Here is a 20,114-nt window from a genome sequence, read left to right on the forward strand (position 1 = left end):
AGCTGCGAGGCTGCTCTTGATATCTTTCAAATGATATACGAATACACTAATATATTTACAATCTATAAACGTTAATTAGATAGTTACCAGATATGCAGACTAAAGGACTAGTTGTTGCGGGGCTTGCAGGCGGCTCCGGTAAAAGTGTTGTGTCAGTAGGCCTCACCGCCGCCCTTGCAGCCAGAGGGAATACTGTTGTGCCGTTTAAAAAGGGGCCGGACTATATTGATGCCGGCTGGCTACAGCTGGCGGCCAATCGAAAATGCTATAATCTCGATCCTTATCTGGTTGAGCAGGAGGAGCTGAAAAGATCTTTCTATACGCATTCAGTCGGGGCGGACATTGCTTTACTCGAGGGAAACCGTGGTCTCTATGACGGTGTTAATCCCGAGGGTGGGTATTCTACAGCAGAGCTTGCTATCACTTTAAAGATGCCGGTCCTGTTGGTTGTAAACTGCACGAAGACTACCCGCACTGTAGCGGCAATGGTACTGGGGTGCATGCATCTTGATGAGCGCATTGATATACGTGGAGTTGTACTTAATCAGATTGCCACTGAACGGCAGCGACGACTCGTTACTGAAGCGGTTGAGCGGTATACAGGTGTTCCTGTGCTTGGTGTAATTCCACGGATGGGGCGGGATATTTTCCCAATGCGTCACCTCGGCATGGTCCCTTATCAGGAATATACGGATAGCGGCGATGCCTTATCATTTCTTATCGAAACGGTTACCGCTAATGTTGATATCGACCGTGTAGAGTCGATAATGGCACCACTGGAAGATGTTGAGTACTCTTCGAATGTAGTTCACGATCTGCACTCTGTAAAAACTGATATACGCATAGGGGTACTTCAGGATGCAGCATTTCAGTTTTACTATTCTGAGAATTTAGAAGCTCTTGAGCAGGGCGGGGCTGAACTGGTTCCGCTTAATGCCCTTTCAGATAAAAAACTCCCTGAGCTTGATGGCTTGTATATCGGTGGCGGTTTTCCTGAGACCAGTGCTAGCTCACTTGCAGCAAATGAGAGTTTTCGTCAGTCTATAAAAGCTGCGGCAGATAGCGGATTACCTATTTATGCCGAGTGTGGCGGGCTCATCTATCTTGGACAGTCGATTTTGATTGATGATGAAGAATATCCGCTTGCTGGAGTATTTCCGGCCCGTTTCGGCATGTCTGAAAAGCCTCAGGCCCATGGGTATTCAACATTTACCGTTAAAAAAGAAAACCCATTTTATCCTCTGGGGACTACAGCCAAAGGGCATGAGTTCCGCTACTCAACAGTTTTGGAATGGGGCGGTAGTGAGCAGGATATGACCGTTGTGATGCAACGTGGTAAAGGGTTTGTCGACAAACAGGATGGGTTGATCTATAAAAATGTCCTGGCCATGTATACCCATGTTCATGCTGATGGTACTCCCGAATGGGCACCCGGTTTTCTCAAACGCTGCAGGGAATTTAAAGCAGGAAGCTGAGACGATCTTCAGGTCGAAGAAAAAGGCGGGATAAAAAAACAAAAGACATTATCCCGCCCATAAGTGAAGTAAGATCAGTTTACAGGGGCAGAACCGAGAACTTTTACACTGATATCTCGTTGTTGTTCTGCTGATGGAGCCGGTTCTACCCAGTGGATAAATGATTCGGTAACACGCATAAATGCTCCGTTATCCTCTTTGCATTGGGCGCAGATCGACTCAGCTTCATCTCTGTACATAATGATTTTTGATGCTGGCTCACCGTCTTTATCCAGAGACGCCATTTTTCGACAGCCACAGTTAAGGCGGACGACGACTACCCCTATTCCATCAGGGCTGCCTTCCAGGATTCCTTCAATCATTGCCAGTTCACGTTTTTCAGGAGTAGTTCGCTGTTTTATAGTGTTTTCAGATTCTTTCTTTGCCATGATAGCTCTTTTCGGTGGAAAATTATTGAGTTAAAGTGCCAGGACTCATAGGGAAAAGCCAATCGAACGAAATATCTGCATGCAGGAAAGTTCACCATGATCGAACGTATCTGAAATTTCGGTGGTAAGCCTCAGCCATGATGCAGAAGTCAGGTCTATTGACGGGTTTTTCCGGTAGTCTTTAGTGGTATTATCATCCTTTGTGAGGATATGATTCATGATTATGTAAAGCCGGGATGAACCCGAAGTCTGAGCAACATAATTTGAAATCCGTTACATGGTCAATATATATTAATCTGATTCCCCCTAAATCTCAGCTTCGAAATGTGAGGCGTAAGGTGTGAGGCGTAAGGCGGAAATGACACTTGCAAATGATTTTCTTACGATTTTGTATAAGTGAATTGATAAAGATATCTGATAGATATGTCATCGCGTTATAACGGGTTATAACAGCATGAAATGCTTCTCGCAGTCCTTCTCTATACGAGGCGTGCTGAGTTTCATGAGTAATTGGATATATTAATACGACCCTAATCCTCAGCTTGTATTGTGAGGCGTTGGAGGTTAGGAGTGAGCAGTATAAACCCTTTCGATATGCAGATACAGTACGTTGCCAAATCTTTCTGGACTAATGTAGTTGTCACCTTACGCCTCACCCCTCTCTCCTCACCTTTGCAAGCGCATTGGTGATGTGTTTGTTTGAATGTCATGTACAAGGTATCTATTTTTCTACACTGAAAATTTGAGCTCACCGAAATACTCGGGTCCTCTCAGTTCCTTACATTACTATGGTGCATAACTATGAGGATATCGGCTAACCTGCTGTTGTTATGTGTGTGTGCTGGTTTGGTTGAGCGAAGTGTGCAAAATGACGCATCTCGCTGCATGTTACGAAAGGAGTAAAATGTCATATTATCGGGGTGATACTGTGTGAGAACTCTCAGTAGTGTTCCGCGAAAAGTGCTATTTAATATATTGAAAAAACGTCATTTTTTACACTTCTGTGAGGGTTTTTATTTTTTCTTGACAAAAAACTGGCCGTACATTAATTGGAGTAGTACACGAAATAACTCATTCGTGAAGGTATTTGGATTACATAAAAAATGTTTGAAGAATACTTCTCTAAATTATCCAAATAATGGAGGTGTATTATGTTTGAAGTAGTTGTAGATAAAGATAAATGTACTGGCGATGAAGAGTGTGTATCCGCATGTCCTGCGCAGGTTTTCGAGATGGCAGACGGTAAAGCAGAAGTAGTAGAGCCAGATGAGTGCCTTGGTTGTGAGACTTGTGTTGAAGTTTGTCCTGAAGGTGCTATCACTGTTACAGAAATGTAATAGCCCGTACATTCAGTGTCACAAGGCAAGCCCATCTCCTATCAGGGGATGGGCTTGTCTTATTTGTAAGGAAAGAAGTATCAGATGTCATTTGATTTGTCACAGTATAAGCCGGGTGTTCAACGTAAAACCCACCTCTTGCTAGCAGCCAGTCTCTGGACTGTTATCGGTTGCTTCCTTATGGGGCGCGGTTTCAATTGGGTTTACTCTGCAGATCTAGCTTTTTTGGTGCTGCCGGCGATCCTGCTGGGGTTTCTGAAATCTCATTTTATCCTTGATAGAACCGCTGTGAAAAGCATACATCGAATCCTGCTATTGAAAGACGGGACCTGTATGGGGGCAGTCTATTCGAAAAAAACCTGGTTGCTGGTGCTGGCAATGATGGCAACGGGTTACTATTTGAGACAGTCTTCAGTTCCAAAGCCTTTGTTGGGAGTTCTCTATATTACTGTTGGTTGGGCGTTGTTTTGGTCCAGTCGAAATGGCTGGAAAGCATGGCGCAATAAATAAGACTATTTTCTTTTCACTTTGAAATACCGATGACCGAAATTCCAAATTCCTCAAATATCATTACTATCGATTGTGCTGCTCTTACCCATAATTACCGAACACTTCGTTCCCGGATTCCTGATGGTGTTGAACTGTTAGCTATGGTCAAAGGGGATGGATATGGTCACGGCATGGTTGAGGCGGCAAGAGCCTTTGCGGCAGGTGGTTGCCATATCTTTGGTGTGGCTGAGTTATGTGAGGGAGTTAAACTGAGAAATTCAGGTATTACAGGTGAAATATTCATAATGGTCGGTTTTTTAGAAAATCAGGCCGACTATTTTTTTACTCACAGTTTAACGCCTGTCGTCTTTACAAAAAATTCCATTGCTCTTTTGTCTGAACGTGCGGTCAAACGTAATTGTACAATAGATCTGCACCTGAAGATAGACAGCGGTATGAGCCGACTTGGAGTTATGCCGGATCAAATTGAAGAGTATGCAGAATATATAGATGAATTGCCAGGTGTGACGCTTGCCGGAGTGGTGAGTCACTTTTATGAAGCTGATAATCCTAAATCTTCAGGCACAAATTCGGCATTTACTGTATATTCGGATGCCTGTCATCGAATTGAAAATACGTTTTCCGGGATCAGGCATATTGCTAATTCCGGCGCAGTGCTTAACTTTCCCGAAACTTTGTGTGAGATGGGCAGGGCTGGTATTGCCCTGTACGGCTATTCCCCGGATGGCAATAGAGATAATGCCCGAGTGGGAGAAGAGCGTCTCAGGCCTGCAATGAAGTTCTCAACGCGTATTGCGATGGTCAAGGAAGTACCTGCAGGTACAGGCGTCAGTTACGGGCATACATATACCACTACCAGAGCCACCAGGCTTGCTGTTATGCCGGTAGGGTATGAGGATGGATACCCGCGCTGTTTGTCAAATCAAGCGGAAGTGTTAATACAGGGTACAAAAGTGCCTGTCTTGGGCAGGATATGTATGAATCTCTGTATGGCAGATATTACAGAAATCGATGGAGTGCAGATCGGCGACGAAGCTGTTTTCCTGGGAGAGCAAGGCTCAGAAGTGATTACCGCAGATGATATTGCCCAAAAGGCCGGTACCATCAGTTATGAAATCCTCTGCATGCTGGGCAACAACAATCAACGAGTTCATATAGAGTAGGTTCATGATCCGAGCACGATTAAAAGATGTTCTTGATAATATTTTCGAGCAGGGCGTAGCTGATGAAAGCTGGTCTGCACAAGGCGCTGGCAAATACACGGTAGAGTTGCCTAAGCATGAAGGGCAGGGAGATTTTGCAACGAATTTCGCTCTTGTTCTGGCTGGTGTTGAGAAACGTAATCCGCGTGAGATAGCAGCCATTATTGCCGAGAAACTTTCTGCAGTAACTGAGCTGGTGCAAAAAGTTGAGATTGCCGGTCCCGGCTTTGTTAATGTCTTCATCCAGCCGGATGTCTGGCGTCAGGTTATTGCGGTTATCGATAGTGCCGGTAAAGACTTTGGCCTGAGTTCTGTTGGTGGCGGTCGTAAAGTAATGGTAGAGTTCGTCAGTGCAAATCCTACCGGACCTTTGAGCATCGGACATGGTCGTCAGGCTATTCTCGGTGATTCTATTGCGCGTCTTTTAGAAGCTACCGGGCATGATGTTTATCGAGAGTACTACTATAACGATGCCGGAAGGCAGATGCGTGTGCTTGGTGAGTCTACACGGTCAAGATATCTTGAGAAGCTCGGTTTGCCCTTTGAATTCCCTGAAGACGGATATCAGGGTGAGTACATCATGGATATCAGCCAGCAGCTGATTGATGAAAAAGGTGACAGCTTAAAAGATGAGCCTGATGTTACACCCTTCAAGGAAAAGGCAGAGCAGCATATTTTCAAGGATATTTCATCCACACTGTCCCTTCTCGATATAAAATTCGACAACTTTTTCAATGAGCGTTCGCTCTATGACGATGGCCACATAGATGATGTAGTGAAGCAACTGCGTGATATGGGCTATGTGTACGAAAAAGAGGGTGCGACCTGGTTTAAAACCAGTGAGTTAGGGCAGGAGCAGGATCGGGTAATCATTAAAAGCACTGGTGAGCCAACATACCGTTTGCCGGATATTGCCTATCATCGTGAGAAATATCGTCGTAATTTCGATTGGATGATTGATATATTCGGCTCTGATCATATTGCTACAGTTCCGGATGTTCTTTCTGGAGTAAAGGCTCTGGGATACGACGAATCCAAGGTGACTGTTGTATTGCATCAGTTTGTGACCCTGACCAGGGACGGCAAACAGGTGAAGATGTCGACCCGTAAGGCGAATTTTGTTACTGTCGATGAGCTTGTTGAAATGGTTGGTGTAGATGTCGTGCGCTTCTTTTTCATGATGAGAAAAGCGGACAGTCAACTGGAATTTGATCTCGATCTTGCGACAAAAGAGAGCCAGGAGAATCCAGTCTATTATGTTCAGTATGGACATGCACGGATGTGTTCTATCATCGATCAGGCACCTGAAAAAGGTGTTAAGCAGATTCCTTTTAGCGAAGTAAACAGCGAACTGCTCAAAGAACCAGAGGAACTGCAGTTATTGAAAACAATGTCAACGTTCCCGGCAATGCTTGAGGGTGCTGCTCTCGATCTGGCACCGCACAAGGTGATTTTCTATTTGCTTGAGTTGGCGAGCCAGTTCCATAGCTACTACAACAAGCATAAAGTCATCACCGATGATGTTGCTCTGAGCCAGGCGCGTCTTTGCCTTATCATCGCACTGCGTCAGGTTTTCAGAAATTGCCTCGCTATTGTGGGTTTGACAGCACCTGAGAAAATGTAGCGGAGAAGTATTATGGCGGTAAGGCGCAAGCCCCAGGTAAAAAAGATCAAATTTGAGTTAACCCGCAGCAGTATTGCCGGGATCGGTGTGGTCTGTTTTTGTATTTTTATCTGGATGTTTCTGCTCGGGGTCTGGACCGGGCAGTCACTTCTGCTGCCAAAAGCTGAAGTTGAAAACAGGGTAGCTCAAAGTAACGGTGTTGTGGCTTCGCCAGAGCAGGAAAAATTATTTATCGGGATAGGAAGCAGGAAAAAAATCATAAAAGATTAATAGTTGTGGTGAGGCAGGATAGCAGCATTACTCCATCTATTAGCCATCATTGTTAGATTGTGGTTTCCTTGTAGCTTTTCTTTGATATTTACGACGTTATATGTAATTGTACATAACTTTTATGTCCGGTTCTGACAGCGCAAGCCGACTATGAAAATTGCGGCGTTGTGCTCTTTTTGTTACTTTTCGTTGCCTGGAAAAATCAGGGTAATCAGTGAGCGGCCGGCTAATGAGACAGCCCACTTCAAAGACTATCTATCATCCAAAGAGTGACCATAGATTATGATTGGAACAATACTTACCAAGGTCTTCGGCAGTAAAAATGACAGGGTTCTTAAGCAGATAAAGCCTCTGGTCAACAGAATCAACGAGCTTGAACCTTCGGTGCAACCACTGGATGATGCTGCTCTTGCCGCAAAGACTATCGAGTTTAAGGAGCGTGTGGCTAAAGGGGAATCTCTTGATGACCTTTTGCCGGAGGCGTTTGCTGTTGTTCGGGAAGGTGCACGCAGAGTTCTTGGTGAACGTCACTATGATGTTCAGTTGATCGGTGGTGTGATTCTGCATCAGGGAAAGATTGCTGAGATGAAGACTGGTGAGGGGAAGACACTTACCTCTACACTGGCCGTTTATCTGAACGCTCTCAACGGTAAAGGTACGCACGTTGTAACTGTGAACGATTATCTTGCTGCACGTGATGCCGAATGGATGGGTAAGGTATACAACTTTCTCGGCATGTCTACTGGCAGGATTGTTCATGGCATGGATGACGCTGAGCGAAAAGCGGCATACGCTGCTGATGTTACGTATGCAACCAACAATGAGCTCGGTTTTGATTATCTCCGTGACAATATGAAGTTTGAGCTGGCTGATTTCTGTCAGCGAGGCTTTAATTTTGCCATCGTCGATGAGGTTGACTCCATTCTTATTGATGAAGCACGTACTCCGCTTATCATTTCCGGTCCGGCAGATATCTCCACAGAGCTGTATTTCAAAGTAAACGGAATTATATCTAAATTTCAGCCTGACGAACACTACCTCATTGACGAGAAAGCACGTCAGGTGACACTCACCGACGAGGGGATAGGGCTTGGTGAAGAATTACTCAAGATTGAGAATCTCTACGACCCGAACAATATCGAGCAGCTTCATCATCTGAATCAGGCGCTCAAGGCACATACTCTCTTTAAGCGTGACGTCGATTATATCGTCAATAACGAGCAGGTTGTAATTGTTGATGAGTTTACGGGTCGTACCATGGAAGGCCGTCGCTACAGCGATGGACTGCATCAGGCGCTGGAAGCAAAAGAAGGGGTGAAAATCGAGCGTGAGAATCAGACGCTTGCCTCTATTACCTTCCAGAACTATTTCAGAATGTATGACAAGCTCGCTGGTATGACCGGTACAGCTGATACTGAAGCTCCGGAATTCAAGAAAATCTATGATCTCGATGTTGTTGTTATGCCAACCAATATGCCAATGGTTCGTGACGATTATGCTGATGTCATCTACAAGAACGAGGATGCGAAGTACCGTGCTGTAGTTAATGAGATTAAAGATATGCATGAAGCCGGCAGGCCGGTTCTGGTCGGCACAATCTCAATTGATGTCTCAGAGAAAATTGCCAGAATGCTCAAGAAAGAGAAAATTGAGCATGAAGTCTTAAACGCGAAACACCATGAGCGTGAAGCCGAAATCATCGCAGAAGCCGGCCAGAAAGGTAAGGTAACCATCGCCACCAATATGGCAGGTCGTGGTACTGATATCAAACTGGGTGAAGGTGTCGTTGAAGTCGGTGGATTGCACATTCTCGGTACTTCCCGTCATGAATCCCGACGTATTGATAATCAGCTTCGTGGTCGAGCAGGCCGTCAGGGTGATCCAGGTTCATCACGTTTCTTTCTCTCTTTAGAAGATGATCTCCTGCGCATATTTGGATCTGACCGTATTACCGGAATCATGGATAAGCTTGGCATGGAAGAAGATGAGCCTATTGAGCACCGTATGATCAGCAAGGCTATCGAAAATGCTCAGCGCAAAGTAGAGGGGCATAACTTTGATATTCGTAAGCATCTTCTGGAATACGATGATGTAATGAATAAGCAGCGTGAGATCATTTACCAGCAGCGTCGTGAAGTGCTGGAGGGTGATGACATTGCAAATATTATTCAGGATATGATAGCGGATGTCGCTGATGGAGTTATCACAGAGTTTTATCAGGACCGGGTCGATTCACATGAATGGGACTGGGATGCGTATCATGACCGTATGCTTGAACTGTTCAATATCGGATATAAATGGCCTGAAGAAGATCGGGTTGATCTCACTGAAGAAACTTTCCGTGAAAAGACGATGGAGCTTATCGGTAAGGCATATGCAGCACAGGAAGAGGCCAACACTCCTGAGAATATGCGACAGCTCGAAAAAATCCTTCTCCTGCAGATAGTCGATGCAAGCTGGAAAGACCACCTGCTTTCAATGGATCATCTGAAAGAAGGTATTGGACTTCGGGGATATGGTCAGAAAAACCCGCTTAACGAGTATAAGCGTGAAGGTTTCGAGCTCTTTAATAACGTTATGGATGCTGTGCGGACCCAGATTGTATCAAGTTTGATGCGTGTGCGGGTCATGCAGCAGGACGATGTTGAACGCCTTGAGGAAGAACGTCGCCGTAAGCAGGAAATTGAAATGAAGATGAGTAAAATTGCATCCGGTGGCAGTGATGCTGAAGGTTCTGACGCGACATTCAAGCGTGATGGAGATAAGCCCGGCAGAAACTCTCCATGTTCGTGCGGCTCAGGCAAGAAATATAAAAAATGTTGTGGCAAAACGAATTAACAGTCAGGAATAAAGACTAAGGACTAAAGACAAAGGACAAAGGACTAAGGACTAAGTAAACAACATTACTCAGTCCTCAGTCCTTTAACCTCAGTCCATAGTCTTTAAGCGTGATGGAGATAAGCCCGGCAGAAACTCACCATGTTCTTGTGGCTCCGGCAAGAAAAATAAAAAATGTTGTGGCAAAACGAATTAACAATCAGGAATAAAGACAAAGGACTGAGTATACAACATTACTCAGTCCTCAGTCCTTTAACCTCAGTCCTATTTTTCACCCATGCAGTTTATTCGGTGTCATCAGCATCTCTTCCATATGTCGTAGTTCATCAATACCCGATACTACAACGTCAGGGTTTGCAATAAGTTCTTCATCAGGAAGTTTGTCCTCATAGTTCATTGATGAAAGGATGTGTTTCATGCAATGTATACGGGCATTTTTCTTGTTATCAGAGCGGATGATTGTCCACGGTGCGATGGTGCGGTTCGTTTCTGTGAGCATCTGGAATTTTCGTACAGAATACTGATCCCAGTATTTCTGGGCGAGATTGTCGACTGGTGAGAGTTTATAATGCTTCAATGGATCAGTTTTACGGGAATCAAAACGTTCTTTCTGAACAACCTTTGACACAGAAAAATAGAATTTAAACAGTTTAATGCCGTCTTTAACAAGCATTTCTTCAAGCATGGGGACATCTTTTAAGAACCGCTTGTTTTGCTCGTCAGTACAAAATCCCATGACTGGTTCAACCATTGCGCGATTGTACCAGCTTCTATCAAATATCACAAATTCACCGGCATAAGGCAGGTGTGATATATATCGTTGAAAATACCACTGGGTGACTTCAGTTTCGTTAGGTTGGGTGAGGGCAACAACCCGGGTATTTCTTGGGTTGAGATGAGCGATAATACGCTTAATCGTACCACCCTTGCCGGCAGCATCCCTGCCTTCAAAAATGGCCAGAACCCGTTCTCCCTTCTTTTTCATGGAAATCTGCAGCTTCATGAGTTCTATCTGCAGTTTTTTCAGTTCCAGCTCATATTCAAGGTGTTTGTTTTTTATCCAGATTGCCGTCCTGTTGTTTCCTTCACGTGTTGTAAGATTTTTAGACGCGGTACCCTCCAGCAGCCTGGGAGTTTCAGGTTTTTCTTTGACTTTCGACTTTTTTGCCATGATGAGTACCCTTTTCTGAAATGGAAATGAATCTGAATCACATCAGCGAAGCGCCGAACCAAACTGTTTTTTCTCCTGAGCCATTCGTTTAAGCTCAACATTTCCTGGAATTACTGTTTCAGGATCCAGTTTGAAATTCAGGGTTCTGCTTCTGCCTCTGTACTTTATAGAGTTAAGAATAAGTTTCATGGTCTCACGTCTGGCAAGATGTTTATTGTCCGAACGGATAACCCACCATTTCGAACTGCTGGTATGTGTCTTCTGTAGCAGAACCCGTTTTTTTTCAGTGAACTCATCCCACAGGTCCTGTGCCTGAAGGTCAACTTCGCTCAGTTTCCACTGGCGAAGCGGGTCATTTCTGCGGCGTTCAAACCGTTTAGCCTGCTCGTCCTTTGATACCGAAAAATAGAGCTTAAGCAGGACTGTTTTTCCTGCATCAAGAATGAAATTTTCTTCGTAACTGTTAACTTTCTTCAAGAACCGTTTGTATTGATCAGAGCTGCAAAAGCCCATAACAGGTTCAACCATGGCCCTGTTGTACCAACTTCGATCAAACAGTACGATCTCACCGGCATGCGGGAACTGTTCGATGTACCGCTTGATATGCAATTCAGTACGTTGAATCTCGTTAGGCTTTCCCAAAGCTACAACACGATAACGCTTTTCATTCATATAGCGGGTGACACGCCGGATTGTCCCCCCTTTACCAGAAGCATCACGCCCATCGAAAAGTATAATCATCTTTTTCCCGGTACTTTCAAGATGCATCTGCATTTTAATGAGTTCTGCCTGATACGGTTTAAGCTCCTCTGCGTAATAATATTTCAGCAGGGCTGCCTCAACGATTTCCTCTTTATGACGATCCGAGAGAACACTGGTGATTGCACGGCTGATATCAGAAGGCCGCCTGGTACTGGGAGTGCGGTCGAGGTCCTTGACGAGGTCACGGATTATTGCGGTCGTTCCACGGGAAGGATCGAATAGATTACCCGATTGATTACTGCTCTTTTTGGGCATGGAAAAAACTCCAGTGTTAGAAAACATTGGGGGGAATGTTACGGTTTGATTAAGGCTATTATCTGAATATTATAGCAAAATATGTGCGATCTATGCAAACGTCAATTAAGTTTTTTTCCAAGACTGTACATCATTTGGTAGATAGGCGGTAAGTGGTGATGGTTCAGTGCCTCAATAACTGCGTTGACGTTGTACTCAATTCTGTAATGCGTAACATTGATTGTATTTCTGTTAAAAGACAATACTGCACAGCTTACTCGTGGGTCTCCGTCAAACATTCGCCCTGCAGAACCCGGGTTAATAAAATGGCTGGATAGCGCTTGAAAATGATATGGAGTGTGGGAGTGGCCTGTCACTACTATTCTGTAGGGGAACTCAGAAGCCAGTTCCTTGAAACGATTCTCAGGGCTTATGTCAAAGAGGAACTCATGAGGTGCTGCGGGGCTTCCGTGAAAAACACCTAGAAGGTCACTTTTACCTGCAGGTGGTGCTGTGGTTGTGAACAGGGGTACTTCACGAGAAATCGGCAGGTTCATCAGGTAGTGACTGCAATCCTTGTCAAGAATGTCTGCAGTGTGTGAATACATGATACGTTTATCTGGTTTTGACGGCTTCTTGAATGTCTTCCCTTTAAGCAGCTTGATAACCTTTTTGTCAGTATTCCCAAGGATTGACAGTGCTTTTTTATCCATTAACCAATGTATAACTTCATTTGGAAATGGCGCATAGACAACAGAGTCACCGCAATTGATGATGTAATCAAAGTGAGTTCCTTTAAAGGTGTGCTCAATTGCTTCAAGTGCTGGAAAGTTCCCATGTATGTCTGCAAGTAGAAGTATTTTCATTGTATTTATATAACTGATTCGCGATCAATTTGTCGATCAATGTATTGTAGTGTACTGCAATTTGCGTGGTAGCTATAAATACTTTTGCCGGTATCGAAGATTTACATGCTATTAGTGATAGGTTGATGATGAAGGTGAACATGCGTAATGTGAACCTGGTGGTTCTCTTTTAGTCCGTATTTTTCATTATATTATCCGATTACCACTAAAGCTCAGCTGCATCACGTGAGGGGTGAGGAGAGAGGGGTGAGGAGTAACTGCACAAAGCGCAGATGCATAAATCAACTATTTGAAAACACTATTTATACAGAAAATCAATTGTCGACTATCTACTCCTCACGCCTAGCGCCCCATCTTAGTAAACTGAGGATTAGTGGAAATCATATTATATTATTTCCAGATATTTTTTAATGGTTCGATATTATAGCTTTAATATGATGATCTCCAATGTCAGAGTGTAATTATGTTTGAAATCGAAATACTATTGATGAGTATTTCTGGTTAAGGACTGAGTTGATGAAATGTTGTATCAATTCGTTCAGATTGAGCTATTTTAGAGTAGCAAATACAGACGAGTAAATGATAGGTTGATAGAGATAGACATTAGAATAGCAGGGCAATGGCACGGTTGGATGGTGTTAAATCCTAAGAGGATGACGGACAGGAATCGAGCCTTAAAGGATATACAGTGAACCCGGTGTCGGCCCAATGGCAGCATGAACAACGATATTAAACAGATTTAATAGGACATAAGAAATATTATGAGTGTTAAGGGATTTATGACATCAGCCGTGGCTGCTGGAGTTAAATATCAGGACAGACTTGATCTTGGCCTTATTTATAGTGAGACACCAGCAGTAACAGCAGGGGTTTTCACTACGAGCCAGGTGAAAGCTGCTCCGGTAATTATAGATATTGAGCGACTCAAGCAGGAAGGACGGTCGCAGGCGATTCTGGTTAATAGTGGTTGCGCCAATGCCTGTACCGGAAAGCAGGGTATGGAATCTGCTCTGCGTATTAGTGAAATGTTGTCAACCGCTCTAAAGATCCCTGATAACATGGTGCAACTCTCGTCCACCGGGGTTATTGGTGACCAGTTGAAAATGAGTGCATTCGAAAACAGCATGCAAACATTGGTTGATGGACTTAGTGCTGATAATTTCGACGCAGTTGCCAAGGCGATCATGACCACTGACACTGTACCCAAAACTGCCAGCAGAACAGTAATGATTGGTGGAAAAGAGGTCACGCTCATGGGGATGGCGAAAGGTGCCGGCATGATTATGCCGAATATGGCGACGATGCTGGCCTTTGTAATTACTGATGCCCAGATCGGTTTCCCGCAACTTCATTCAGCATTGTCAGGGAGCGTTGAACGTACTTTTAACCGCATAACTGTTGATGGTGATACCAGTACCAATGATATGGTTCTGGTAATGGCTAACGGTAAGGCTGATAATCCATGGATTGATGAAGAATCTACAGAGAATCTTGAATTGTTTCAGGATAGTCTTGAATCCCTTTTGAAAGACCTGGCGCTGATGATTGTTACTGACGGCGAAGGGGCAAGTAAATGCATTACTATCAGGGTTTGTGGTGCCAGAGAAGATAGTGACGCTGAAAAGGTGGCACGAACAGTTGCTAACTCAAATCTGGTTAAAACTGCTTTTTTTGGGGAGGATGCAAACTGGGGTAGGATTATCGCAGCCATGGGGCGATCCGGAGTTAAATTTAACCCCGATCGGGTAGATATTGCCTTTAATGATGTTGTGATAGTGCGGGATGGACTGGCAGTAGGAAAAGATGCTGAGGAGCAGGCATCAAAAGTACTTAAAGAGAAGAAATTTAACGTTTGCATTGACCTTAAAGAAGGTAACGGATGTGAAGAGGTTTACACCTGTGACTTTTCAATAGATTATGTGAAAATCAACGCAGATTACCGCTCGTAAAGGGAGAGCTTTAATGAGTGAACCGCTGATATTCGTATTACCTGAAACGTTCGACTTTGATAGCCTGCTTCATAGGTTTGAAGATTCCTACAGTATTGATGATCTCGGCAGTAAACGAGATGAAAAGCTCTATCTCGATACGTGGGAATGGCACCTTTTTCGTAACGGGATGGTAATGAATCGGCAGGGTATCAATTACACTCTGCAGAGTAATAAAGCGGATTCGATTTTCTGTAAACATGGTTCACGTAAGAAATACCCGTTCTGGTGGGATTTTAGTAACGAAGAATTCCGCCAGATACTTAAGCCGGTAACTGACATCCGGGCATTAATCCCTCTATTTACTGTTTCGAGCAATGCCAGAACTTTTGCTCTTAGAAACAGAGATGAAAAAGTAGTTCTGAGATTACGTAAGGTTGATAGCTCTGTAAGCTGGATGGAAGAGGAAACACAGGTACTGGCAACAGTGCTTATTGTCGAGCCGATGCGGGGCTACAAGAAACCGTTTAAACATGTCCGCAAGCGTCTGGCTGATCTTAGTGTTGAGGAGTCTCCGGGCGATTATGACCTGCTGACTCAGGCTCATGAGGCCTTTGGAATAAATCCGAATGCAAGTGATGCAAAATTTTCAGTGCAGCTTGATGCCAACGAAACGATCGGCCAGGCGATATGTGATATCTCTATGGTGCTTCATGCGGCTATGCTTCGTAATTTACCAGGTACGCTCAATGATATCGATTCCGAGTTTCTCCATGATTTCCGAGTAAGTGTGAGAAGGACTCGTTCCTTGCTTTCACTGATGAAAAAGTATCTTCCCGAAGAGGAACGAGCTCATTTTCAACGAGAGTTTAAATGGTTGGGGACGGTAACCGGTCCGGTGAGAGATCTCGATGTGTATTTGCTCAGAACCGATGAATTCCGAGCCATGTTACCAGAAGAATTGCACCCAGGTCTTGAATGTTTTTTCCAGGCACTTGAACGACAGAGGAAAAGACAATTACAGAAGCTTCGCGAAAATCTTAAATCTGACCAGTTTCAGAACGTGGTCAATAGCTGGCAACACTTTCTGTTAGAGCTTCCTGAAAGGGAAGATTCCTCCAGAGGGCAGCGTGTTTGTCGGAAAGTTGTCGGGAACATAATTAAGAAACGCTTTAAACGATTATTGAAACATGGTTGTGGCATTACACAGGAGTCTCCCGACGAGAGTCTGCATAATCTACGAATTGAAGGGAAAAAGTTCAGATACCTTCTGGAGTTTTACAGATCGCTCTTTAATGGGGAAGCTGTTGATGCGTACCTGAAGCAGATGAAAAAGCTGCAGAATAATCTTGGTGACTTCAATGATTTGTCGGTCCAGAAAGATATGCTCGTCCAGCGACTGAGTACTATACAACCTGGAAGTAAAAACGCTATTGAGATTGCTGCTGCACTCGGCGGCTTGATCGTCCTTCTTGGCGATAGCCAGAAACAGGTCAGGATGAAGTTTGAACAAACGTTTCAGGCTTTTGCTACTGTTGAAAATATCGCCCTGATGGAAAACATCTTTGAACTACCACCAAACAGCAGGAATGCTGGAGGTATTGAATGAAAATCTTTGCTGTCTACAGCAGTAAAGGTGGTGTCGGGAAAACCGCGGCAGCTGTGAACCTTGCCTATAGCGCATCAACCAGCGGCCAGAGAGTGTTGCTGTGTGACCTTGATGCGCAGGGAGCTGCGTCCTTCTATTTTCGTGTACGGCCTGGGAAAAACTTTAATGGAAAAAAACTGTTGAGCGGCAATTTTAGTAAATTTATCCGGGCTTCCGACTATATTAACCTGGATCTGCTGCCGGCACATTTTTCCTTTCGAAACCTCGATCTTGCCTTAGCTAAACTTGAGCGAGACACACGACGGCAGGCTCTGAGGAAATTGTTTACGAGATTAGAGGGCGAATACGACGTTCTGGTTATGGATTGCCCGCCCAATATGACACTGCTTTCAGAAAATATTATCCTTGCTGCGGATTCAGTGATAACTCCTGTGATTCCGACAACTCTGTCATTGGTATCCCTCAAACAGTTACTTAAAATGTTTAAAAAGGTTGGGGCTGACGATAATAGAATAAACGGCTTCTTTTCTATGGTTGAACAACGAAAGTCCATGCACAAGAAAGTTATTGGAAAGTATTCAAAGTATGCAATATTCAGAAAAACGCAGATCCCGTATCTGGCAGAAGTCGAAAAAATGGGTTTGACCAGACAGCCGGTTGGTGCTACTTCAAGCGGTTCTGTTGCTGCACAGCAGTACAGTAAACTCTGGTTGGAACTCTGGGAGAGGAGTGAAAGGAGATGAAAAGGTTATTTCTGATACGACATGCAAAGTCAAGTTGGGATCACCCTGGGCTTGATGATATCGAGCGCCCTTTGAATAAGCGCGGCAAGCGCGATGCACCGTTTATGGGATCACGTTTAAAGAAGTTCAATATCAATCCTGATATGATATATACAAGCCCTGCAAAACGTGCCAGAAAAACAGCTAAACAGATTGCCTTAAATATCGGTTACCCTGTCGAGAAAATAGAACAACATGCTGGAATATATACCTCAGATATGAATCGCCTGTTGTTATTGGTGCAGGAAACTGAGAATAGTATAGATACACTTTTTTTGGTGGGGCATAACTACGTACTCACTGATTTTGCGGAATATCTCACGGGTGAGGTGTTTGGGAATATCCCGACATGTGGAATTGTCGGAGTTGCCTTTCCCATCGAGTCATGGAGGGAAGTGCATCAGGAGAAGGGGGAAATGCTCTTTTTCGATTATCCGAAGAAGCATCGACATGAAGGAGATGTATGACATCCACGTCTGAGCAGTCTGAGGACGTGATACCCTCGTCTTTTCGGGCGGCATTACCCGCCTTGTTTTTTCTGTCATTTTTATTTCTACTCAATTTCACATCACGGGTAATCTTTGCGCCGCTGTTGCCGTTAATCAGTGGTGAACTTGGTTTAACACATGCAGATTCGGGATCATTTTTTCTCTGTATCTCATCAGGATATTTTGTTTCAATTCTTCTTTCAGGTCATGTTTCTGCCCGTATAGATCATAAACACACAATTGCTTTTTCTTCAGTTGCTTCAGGAGTGATGCTGTTTGTCATTTCAACCTGTTCATCACTGTTATCATTACGCTTCGGATTGTTCGGACTTGGCGCTGCTGCGGGGCTTTATTTGCCTTCCGGCCTGGCAACAATTATTCATTTGGTACCTCCTGCATATATGGCTAGGGGTATGGCTGTGCATGAACTGGCTCCCAATGCCGCTTTTGTCCTTACACCACTTTTGTGTGCTGTAAGCCTTTCTTTTGTAAGTTGGCGGACCGGGCTTGAAATATTTGCCGTCATGCTCGTCTGCATGGGTGTGCTGTTTCATATTTACGGCAGGGCCAGTACCGGAAAAGGTACAATTCCGAAGTTTACGACCCTAAAGCAGGTATTGAAATTACCACGTTTTTGGTTAGTAACGATTATGTTCTCGATGGCGATCTGTTCAACGCTTGGAATATATGCGATGCTGCCGCTCTTTCTTGTGAGTGAGCATGGGATGGATGTTGAACACGCCAACACGCTTGTCGCATTTTCCCGCATTGGTTCAGTGGGCATGCCACTTCTGGGGGGCTGGATTGGCGACAAATTGGGCAATCAGCGGGTAATGGGGGTTGTATTGCTCAGCACCGGAGTGTTAACAATACCTATTGGTTTGAGTGATGGCTGGTTGATGATCGGCCTGGTGGTGGTTCAACCAATGGTGGCAGTCTGCTTTTTCCCATCTGCCTTTGCGGTATTATCAAAAATTGGTGCGACAAAGGATAAAAATGTGGCTGTTTCCTTATGCATTCCACTAGCGTTTTTATGTGGTGGTGGTATTCTGCCTACCATAATTGGTACAGTTGGTGATTATTCCAGTCTTGGCGCGGGTATAACAACAGCTGGCGGGTTGATGGTACTTGCTTCGATCTGTTCTCCAGTGTTGCTCAAAAGTAAAAACTGCTAACTTGTCCGGTGTACGGGAATGTCGACAAATCTTCCTAACTGCTACAAATGTACGCATTACTTTATAACCTATGAACCTGCAAAACCTTATGGTTGCAGGGCTATGCGCTTTAAGAGCAATCGTAACCCCGCACGGGTGGTCTACGAATCTTCCGGGATTATCTGCCAGCTTTTTACTCCCAAAAAGAAAATCAAACCTGATGGAAGCGGGGGCGGAGGATTCTCAAGGACAGCCTGAGTTTGGCATCCAGATACGTTGAATATGCAGAAATTGACATTGCAAAATATACGGAATTCATTGCCGGTTCTTGGCAAAGAGACGTGGCTCACAAGTTGGGAGCTGATCCGGATTACTGTTCCGGTGATCATTGTTACCAAGATTCTGGAAGAGATGGGGCTTATTACCACACTTAGCATGATGCTGGAGCCGGTAATGAACCTGATCGGTCTTCCGGGGGAACTTGGTTTAGTCTGGGCAACGTCAATATTTACGACCCTGTATGGTGGAATGGCTGTTTTTGCAGCGCTGGCACCGGGGTTGGATTTAACTGTTGCGCAAATAACTGTTCTCTGCTCAGCAATGCTTATTGCCCACTCATTACCTATTGAGTTGAGCATAAGTAAAAGGGCCGGTGCTCCGCTTGTACCCATTGCTCTGCTCAGAGTCTTCGGGGCTATCATTTATTGTTTCACACTCGATTCATTGTGTAAGAGTTTGAATATCTGGCAGCAGAAAGCGGAACTGCTTTTTTCAGCTGTAGCCGGAAACCCGACACTTGTTCAATGGGGTGTGCAGCAGTGCCGGAATATACTGCTTATAATTGCAGTTATTTTTGCGATTCTACTCATAATGCGATTGCTTCGTTCAGCAGGAGTGCTTGGATTTATTGAGCGATTACTGGCGCCGGTGCTTCCTCATTTTGGTATGGGGAGCGAGGCGGCACCCATTACTGTGGTCGGCATGATTATGGGGATTGGCTACGGTGGCGCGCTTATTATCAGGGAAACCGCTAACGGCAAAATGGCTAAAAATGAAATTTTCAATTCAATGGCCATGATGGGACTTTGTCACGGTCTTGTAGAAGATACGCTTTTAATGGTGGCACTTGGCGGTAAACTGGGTGGTATTCTCTGGGGCAGAATTCTTTTTTCTCTTATAGTGATATTTATTCTGGTCCGCTTAATTAAGGCGCTGCCTCGCAAGATTAGTTATTCGTCCTAATAACGTTTAACATTTGATGGACTCGTGAAAAGCCCGATCTACTTCGTTGCAGGTTTTCCACAGCAATTCGCCGTACTATATGTACTGCCGAATTGCTGTGGAAGACTCTACGCCTCGTATATCGAATTTTTCCCAAGGCCATCCGTACGACAAGACTAATATTTTTACAAAATCATCTACTTTTAAAACATAAC

Annotated in this window: 19 protein-coding genes; 15 read left to right on the forward strand and 4 right to left on the reverse strand. The window is 44.4% G+C overall.

Annotation, left to right across the window (positions count from 1 at the left end; genetic code table 11):
* Nucleotides 1-92: 92 nt before the first annotated feature.
* The gene (locus tag FCL46_RS05555; RefSeq protein ID WP_136805387.1) at nucleotides 93-1,475 is read left to right on the forward strand and encodes a cobyrinic acid a,c-diamide synthase CobB; all 1,383 of its coding nucleotides are present in this window, start codon (nucleotides 93-95) and stop codon (nucleotides 1,473-1,475) included.
* 74 nt (nucleotides 1,476-1,549) lie between these two features.
* Here the strand turns inward: FCL46_RS05555 and FCL46_RS05560 are convergent, their stop codons facing one another.
* Nucleotides 1,550-1,903: a hypothetical protein gene (locus tag FCL46_RS05560; protein ID WP_136805388.1), complete on the reverse strand. Its 354-nt coding sequence runs from the start codon at nucleotides 1,901-1,903 to the stop codon at nucleotides 1,550-1,552.
* Between the two features lie 1,151 nt (nucleotides 1,904-3,054).
* On the opposite strand from FCL46_RS05560, the gene FCL46_RS05565 reads away from it, so the two are divergent.
* From FCL46_RS05565 to FCL46_RS28730, 7 genes are all read left to right on the forward strand, one after another.
* Nucleotides 3,055-3,240, forward strand: a complete 186-nt coding sequence (locus tag FCL46_RS05565; protein WP_136797680.1) for an ATP-binding protein — start codon at nucleotides 3,055-3,057, stop codon at nucleotides 3,238-3,240.
* An 84-nt stretch (nucleotides 3,241-3,324) separates the two neighbouring features.
* The gene (locus FCL46_RS05570) at nucleotides 3,325-3,750 is read left to right on the forward strand and encodes a hypothetical protein (RefSeq protein ID WP_136805389.1); all 426 of its coding nucleotides are present in this window, start codon (nucleotides 3,325-3,327) and stop codon (nucleotides 3,748-3,750) included.
* A gap of 29 nt (nucleotides 3,751-3,779) precedes the next feature.
* Nucleotides 3,780-4,913, forward strand: coding sequence for an alanine racemase (alr, locus tag FCL46_RS05575; protein WP_136805390.1), 1,134 nt, complete (start codon nucleotides 3,780-3,782; stop codon nucleotides 4,911-4,913).
* 4 nt (nucleotides 4,914-4,917) lie between these two features.
* Complete coding sequence (argS, locus tag FCL46_RS05580; RefSeq protein ID WP_136805391.1) at nucleotides 4,918-6,576, forward strand: arginine--tRNA ligase; 1,659 nt, start codon at nucleotides 4,918-4,920, stop codon at nucleotides 6,574-6,576.
* A 12-nt stretch (nucleotides 6,577-6,588) separates the two neighbouring features.
* Nucleotides 6,589-6,846, forward strand: coding sequence for a hypothetical protein (locus FCL46_RS05585; protein ID WP_136805392.1), 258 nt, complete (start codon nucleotides 6,589-6,591; stop codon nucleotides 6,844-6,846).
* A gap of 282 nt (nucleotides 6,847-7,128) precedes the next feature.
* Nucleotides 7,129-9,684 carry a preprotein translocase subunit SecA gene (gene secA, locus FCL46_RS05590; protein ID WP_136805393.1) on the forward strand — a complete coding sequence of 852 codons (2,556 nt, stop codon included), beginning with the start codon at nucleotides 7,129-7,131 and terminating at the stop codon, nucleotides 9,682-9,684.
* A gap of 97 nt (nucleotides 9,685-9,781) precedes the next feature.
* Nucleotides 9,782-9,880 carry an SEC-C metal-binding domain-containing protein gene (locus FCL46_RS28730; protein WP_136805627.1) on the forward strand — a complete coding sequence of 33 codons (99 nt, stop codon included), beginning with the start codon at nucleotides 9,782-9,784 and terminating at the stop codon, nucleotides 9,878-9,880.
* Between the two features lie 75 nt (nucleotides 9,881-9,955).
* Here the strand turns inward: FCL46_RS28730 and ppk2 are convergent, their stop codons facing one another.
* The 3 genes from ppk2 to FCL46_RS05610 form a co-directional block, all read right to left on the reverse strand.
* Nucleotides 9,956-10,855, reverse strand: a complete 900-nt coding sequence (gene ppk2, locus FCL46_RS05600; protein WP_136805394.1) for a polyphosphate kinase 2 — start codon at nucleotides 10,853-10,855, stop codon at nucleotides 9,956-9,958.
* Nucleotides 10,856-10,897: 42 nt separating this feature from the next.
* A complete protein-coding gene (locus tag FCL46_RS05605) occupies nucleotides 10,898-11,872 on the reverse strand; it encodes a polyphosphate kinase 2 family protein (RefSeq protein WP_136805395.1) in 975 nt (324 codons plus the stop codon).
* Nucleotides 11,873-11,973: 101 nt separating this feature from the next.
* On the reverse strand, nucleotides 11,974-12,717 hold the full coding sequence (locus FCL46_RS05610) for a metallophosphoesterase family protein (RefSeq protein WP_136805396.1): 744 nt from the start codon (nucleotides 12,715-12,717) through the stop codon (nucleotides 11,974-11,976).
* Between the two features lie 761 nt (nucleotides 12,718-13,478).
* On the opposite strand from FCL46_RS05610, the gene argJ reads away from it, so the two are divergent.
* Genes argJ through FCL46_RS05645 form a run of 7 tightly spaced genes read left to right on the forward strand, consistent with a single transcriptional unit; the run spans nucleotide 13,479 to nucleotide 19,920 of the window.
* Nucleotides 13,479-14,666 (forward strand): bifunctional glutamate N-acetyltransferase/amino-acid acetyltransferase ArgJ, encoded by a 1,188-nt coding sequence (gene argJ / locus FCL46_RS05615; protein ID WP_136805397.1) that lies wholly within the window; start codon nucleotides 13,479-13,481, stop codon nucleotides 14,664-14,666.
* Nucleotides 14,667-14,679: 13 nt separating this feature from the next.
* The gene (locus FCL46_RS05620; RefSeq protein WP_136805398.1) at nucleotides 14,680-16,254 is read left to right on the forward strand and encodes a CHAD domain-containing protein; all 1,575 of its coding nucleotides are present in this window, start codon (nucleotides 14,680-14,682) and stop codon (nucleotides 16,252-16,254) included.
* On the forward strand, nucleotides 16,251-16,997 hold the full coding sequence (locus tag FCL46_RS05625) for a ParA family protein (protein WP_136805399.1): 747 nt from the start codon (nucleotides 16,251-16,253) through the stop codon (nucleotides 16,995-16,997). The genes FCL46_RS05620 and FCL46_RS05625 overlap by 4 nt, the downstream gene beginning before the upstream one ends.
* Nucleotides 16,994-17,503, forward strand: coding sequence for a SixA phosphatase family protein (locus FCL46_RS05630; RefSeq protein ID WP_136805400.1), 510 nt, complete (start codon nucleotides 16,994-16,996; stop codon nucleotides 17,501-17,503). Before FCL46_RS05625 ends, FCL46_RS05630 begins: the two co-directional genes overlap by 4 nt.
* On the forward strand, nucleotides 17,500-18,699 hold the full coding sequence (locus FCL46_RS05635; protein WP_136805401.1) for an MFS transporter: 1,200 nt from the start codon (nucleotides 17,500-17,502) through the stop codon (nucleotides 18,697-18,699). Before FCL46_RS05630 ends, FCL46_RS05635 begins: the two co-directional genes overlap by 4 nt.
* Before the next feature lie 18 nt (nucleotides 18,700-18,717).
* Nucleotides 18,718-18,936 carry a uracil-DNA glycosylase gene (locus tag FCL46_RS05640; RefSeq protein WP_136805402.1) on the forward strand — a complete coding sequence of 73 codons (219 nt, stop codon included), beginning with the start codon at nucleotides 18,718-18,720 and terminating at the stop codon, nucleotides 18,934-18,936.
* Between the two features lie 24 nt (nucleotides 18,937-18,960).
* Nucleotides 18,961-19,920: a hypothetical protein gene (locus tag FCL46_RS05645; RefSeq protein ID WP_136805403.1), complete on the forward strand. Its 960-nt coding sequence runs from the start codon at nucleotides 18,961-18,963 to the stop codon at nucleotides 19,918-19,920.
* Nucleotides 19,921-20,114: the final 194 nt, after the last annotated feature.

Origin of the sequence: Desulfosediminicola flagellatus, assembly GCF_005116655.2 — a bacterium.
In the GTDB taxonomy this organism is placed as follows: domain Bacteria; phylum Desulfobacterota; class Desulfobulbia; order Desulfobulbales; family Desulfocapsaceae; genus Desulfopila; species Desulfopila flagellata.

Bases quoted from the DNA above. Each gene is read 5' to 3' on its own strand.
- FCL46_RS05585 (WP_136805392.1), top strand. From the start codon at position 6,589: ATGGCGGTAAGGCGCAAGCCCCAGGTAAAAAAGATCAAATTTGAGTTA.
- FCL46_RS05640 (WP_136805402.1), top strand. From the start codon at position 18,718: ATGTCGACAAATCTTCCTAACTGCTACAAATGTACGCATTACTTTATA.
- FCL46_RS05630 (WP_136805400.1), top strand. From the start codon at position 16,994: ATGAAAAGGTTATTTCTGATACGACATGCAAAGTCAAGTTGGGATCAC.
- FCL46_RS05635 (WP_136805401.1), top strand. From the start codon at position 17,500: ATGACATCCACGTCTGAGCAGTCTGAGGACGTGATACCCTCGTCTTTT.
- ppk2 (WP_136805394.1), bottom strand. From the start codon at position 10,855: ATGGCAAAAAAGTCGAAAGTCAAAGAAAAACCTGAAACTCCCAGGCTG.
- FCL46_RS05560 (WP_136805388.1), bottom strand. From the start codon at position 1,903: ATGGCAAAGAAAGAATCTGAAAACACTATAAAACAGCGAACTACTCCT.
- FCL46_RS05620 (WP_136805398.1), top strand. From the start codon at position 14,680: ATGAGTGAACCGCTGATATTCGTATTACCTGAAACGTTCGACTTTGAT.
- FCL46_RS05570 (WP_136805389.1), top strand. From the start codon at position 3,325: ATGTCATTTGATTTGTCACAGTATAAGCCGGGTGTTCAACGTAAAACC.
- FCL46_RS05625 (WP_136805399.1), top strand. From the start codon at position 16,251: ATGAAAATCTTTGCTGTCTACAGCAGTAAAGGTGGTGTCGGGAAAACC.
- argS (WP_136805391.1), top strand. From the start codon at position 4,918: ATGATCCGAGCACGATTAAAAGATGTTCTTGATAATATTTTCGAGCAG.
- FCL46_RS05565 (WP_136797680.1), top strand. From the start codon at position 3,055: ATGTTTGAAGTAGTTGTAGATAAAGATAAATGTACTGGCGATGAAGAG.
- FCL46_RS05555 (WP_136805387.1), top strand. From the start codon at position 93: ATGCAGACTAAAGGACTAGTTGTTGCGGGGCTTGCAGGCGGCTCCGGT.
- FCL46_RS05610 (WP_136805396.1), bottom strand. From the start codon at position 12,717: ATGAAAATACTTCTACTTGCAGACATACATGGGAACTTTCCAGCACTT.
- secA (WP_136805393.1), top strand. From the start codon at position 7,129: ATGATTGGAACAATACTTACCAAGGTCTTCGGCAGTAAAAATGACAGG.
- FCL46_RS05605 (WP_136805395.1), bottom strand. From the start codon at position 11,872: ATGCCCAAAAAGAGCAGTAATCAATCGGGTAATCTATTCGATCCTTCC.
- argJ (WP_136805397.1), top strand. From the start codon at position 13,479: ATGAGTGTTAAGGGATTTATGACATCAGCCGTGGCTGCTGGAGTTAAA.
- alr (WP_136805390.1), top strand. From the start codon at position 3,780: ATGACCGAAATTCCAAATTCCTCAAATATCATTACTATCGATTGTGCT.
- FCL46_RS05645 (WP_136805403.1), top strand. From the start codon at position 18,961: ATGCAGAAATTGACATTGCAAAATATACGGAATTCATTGCCGGTTCTT.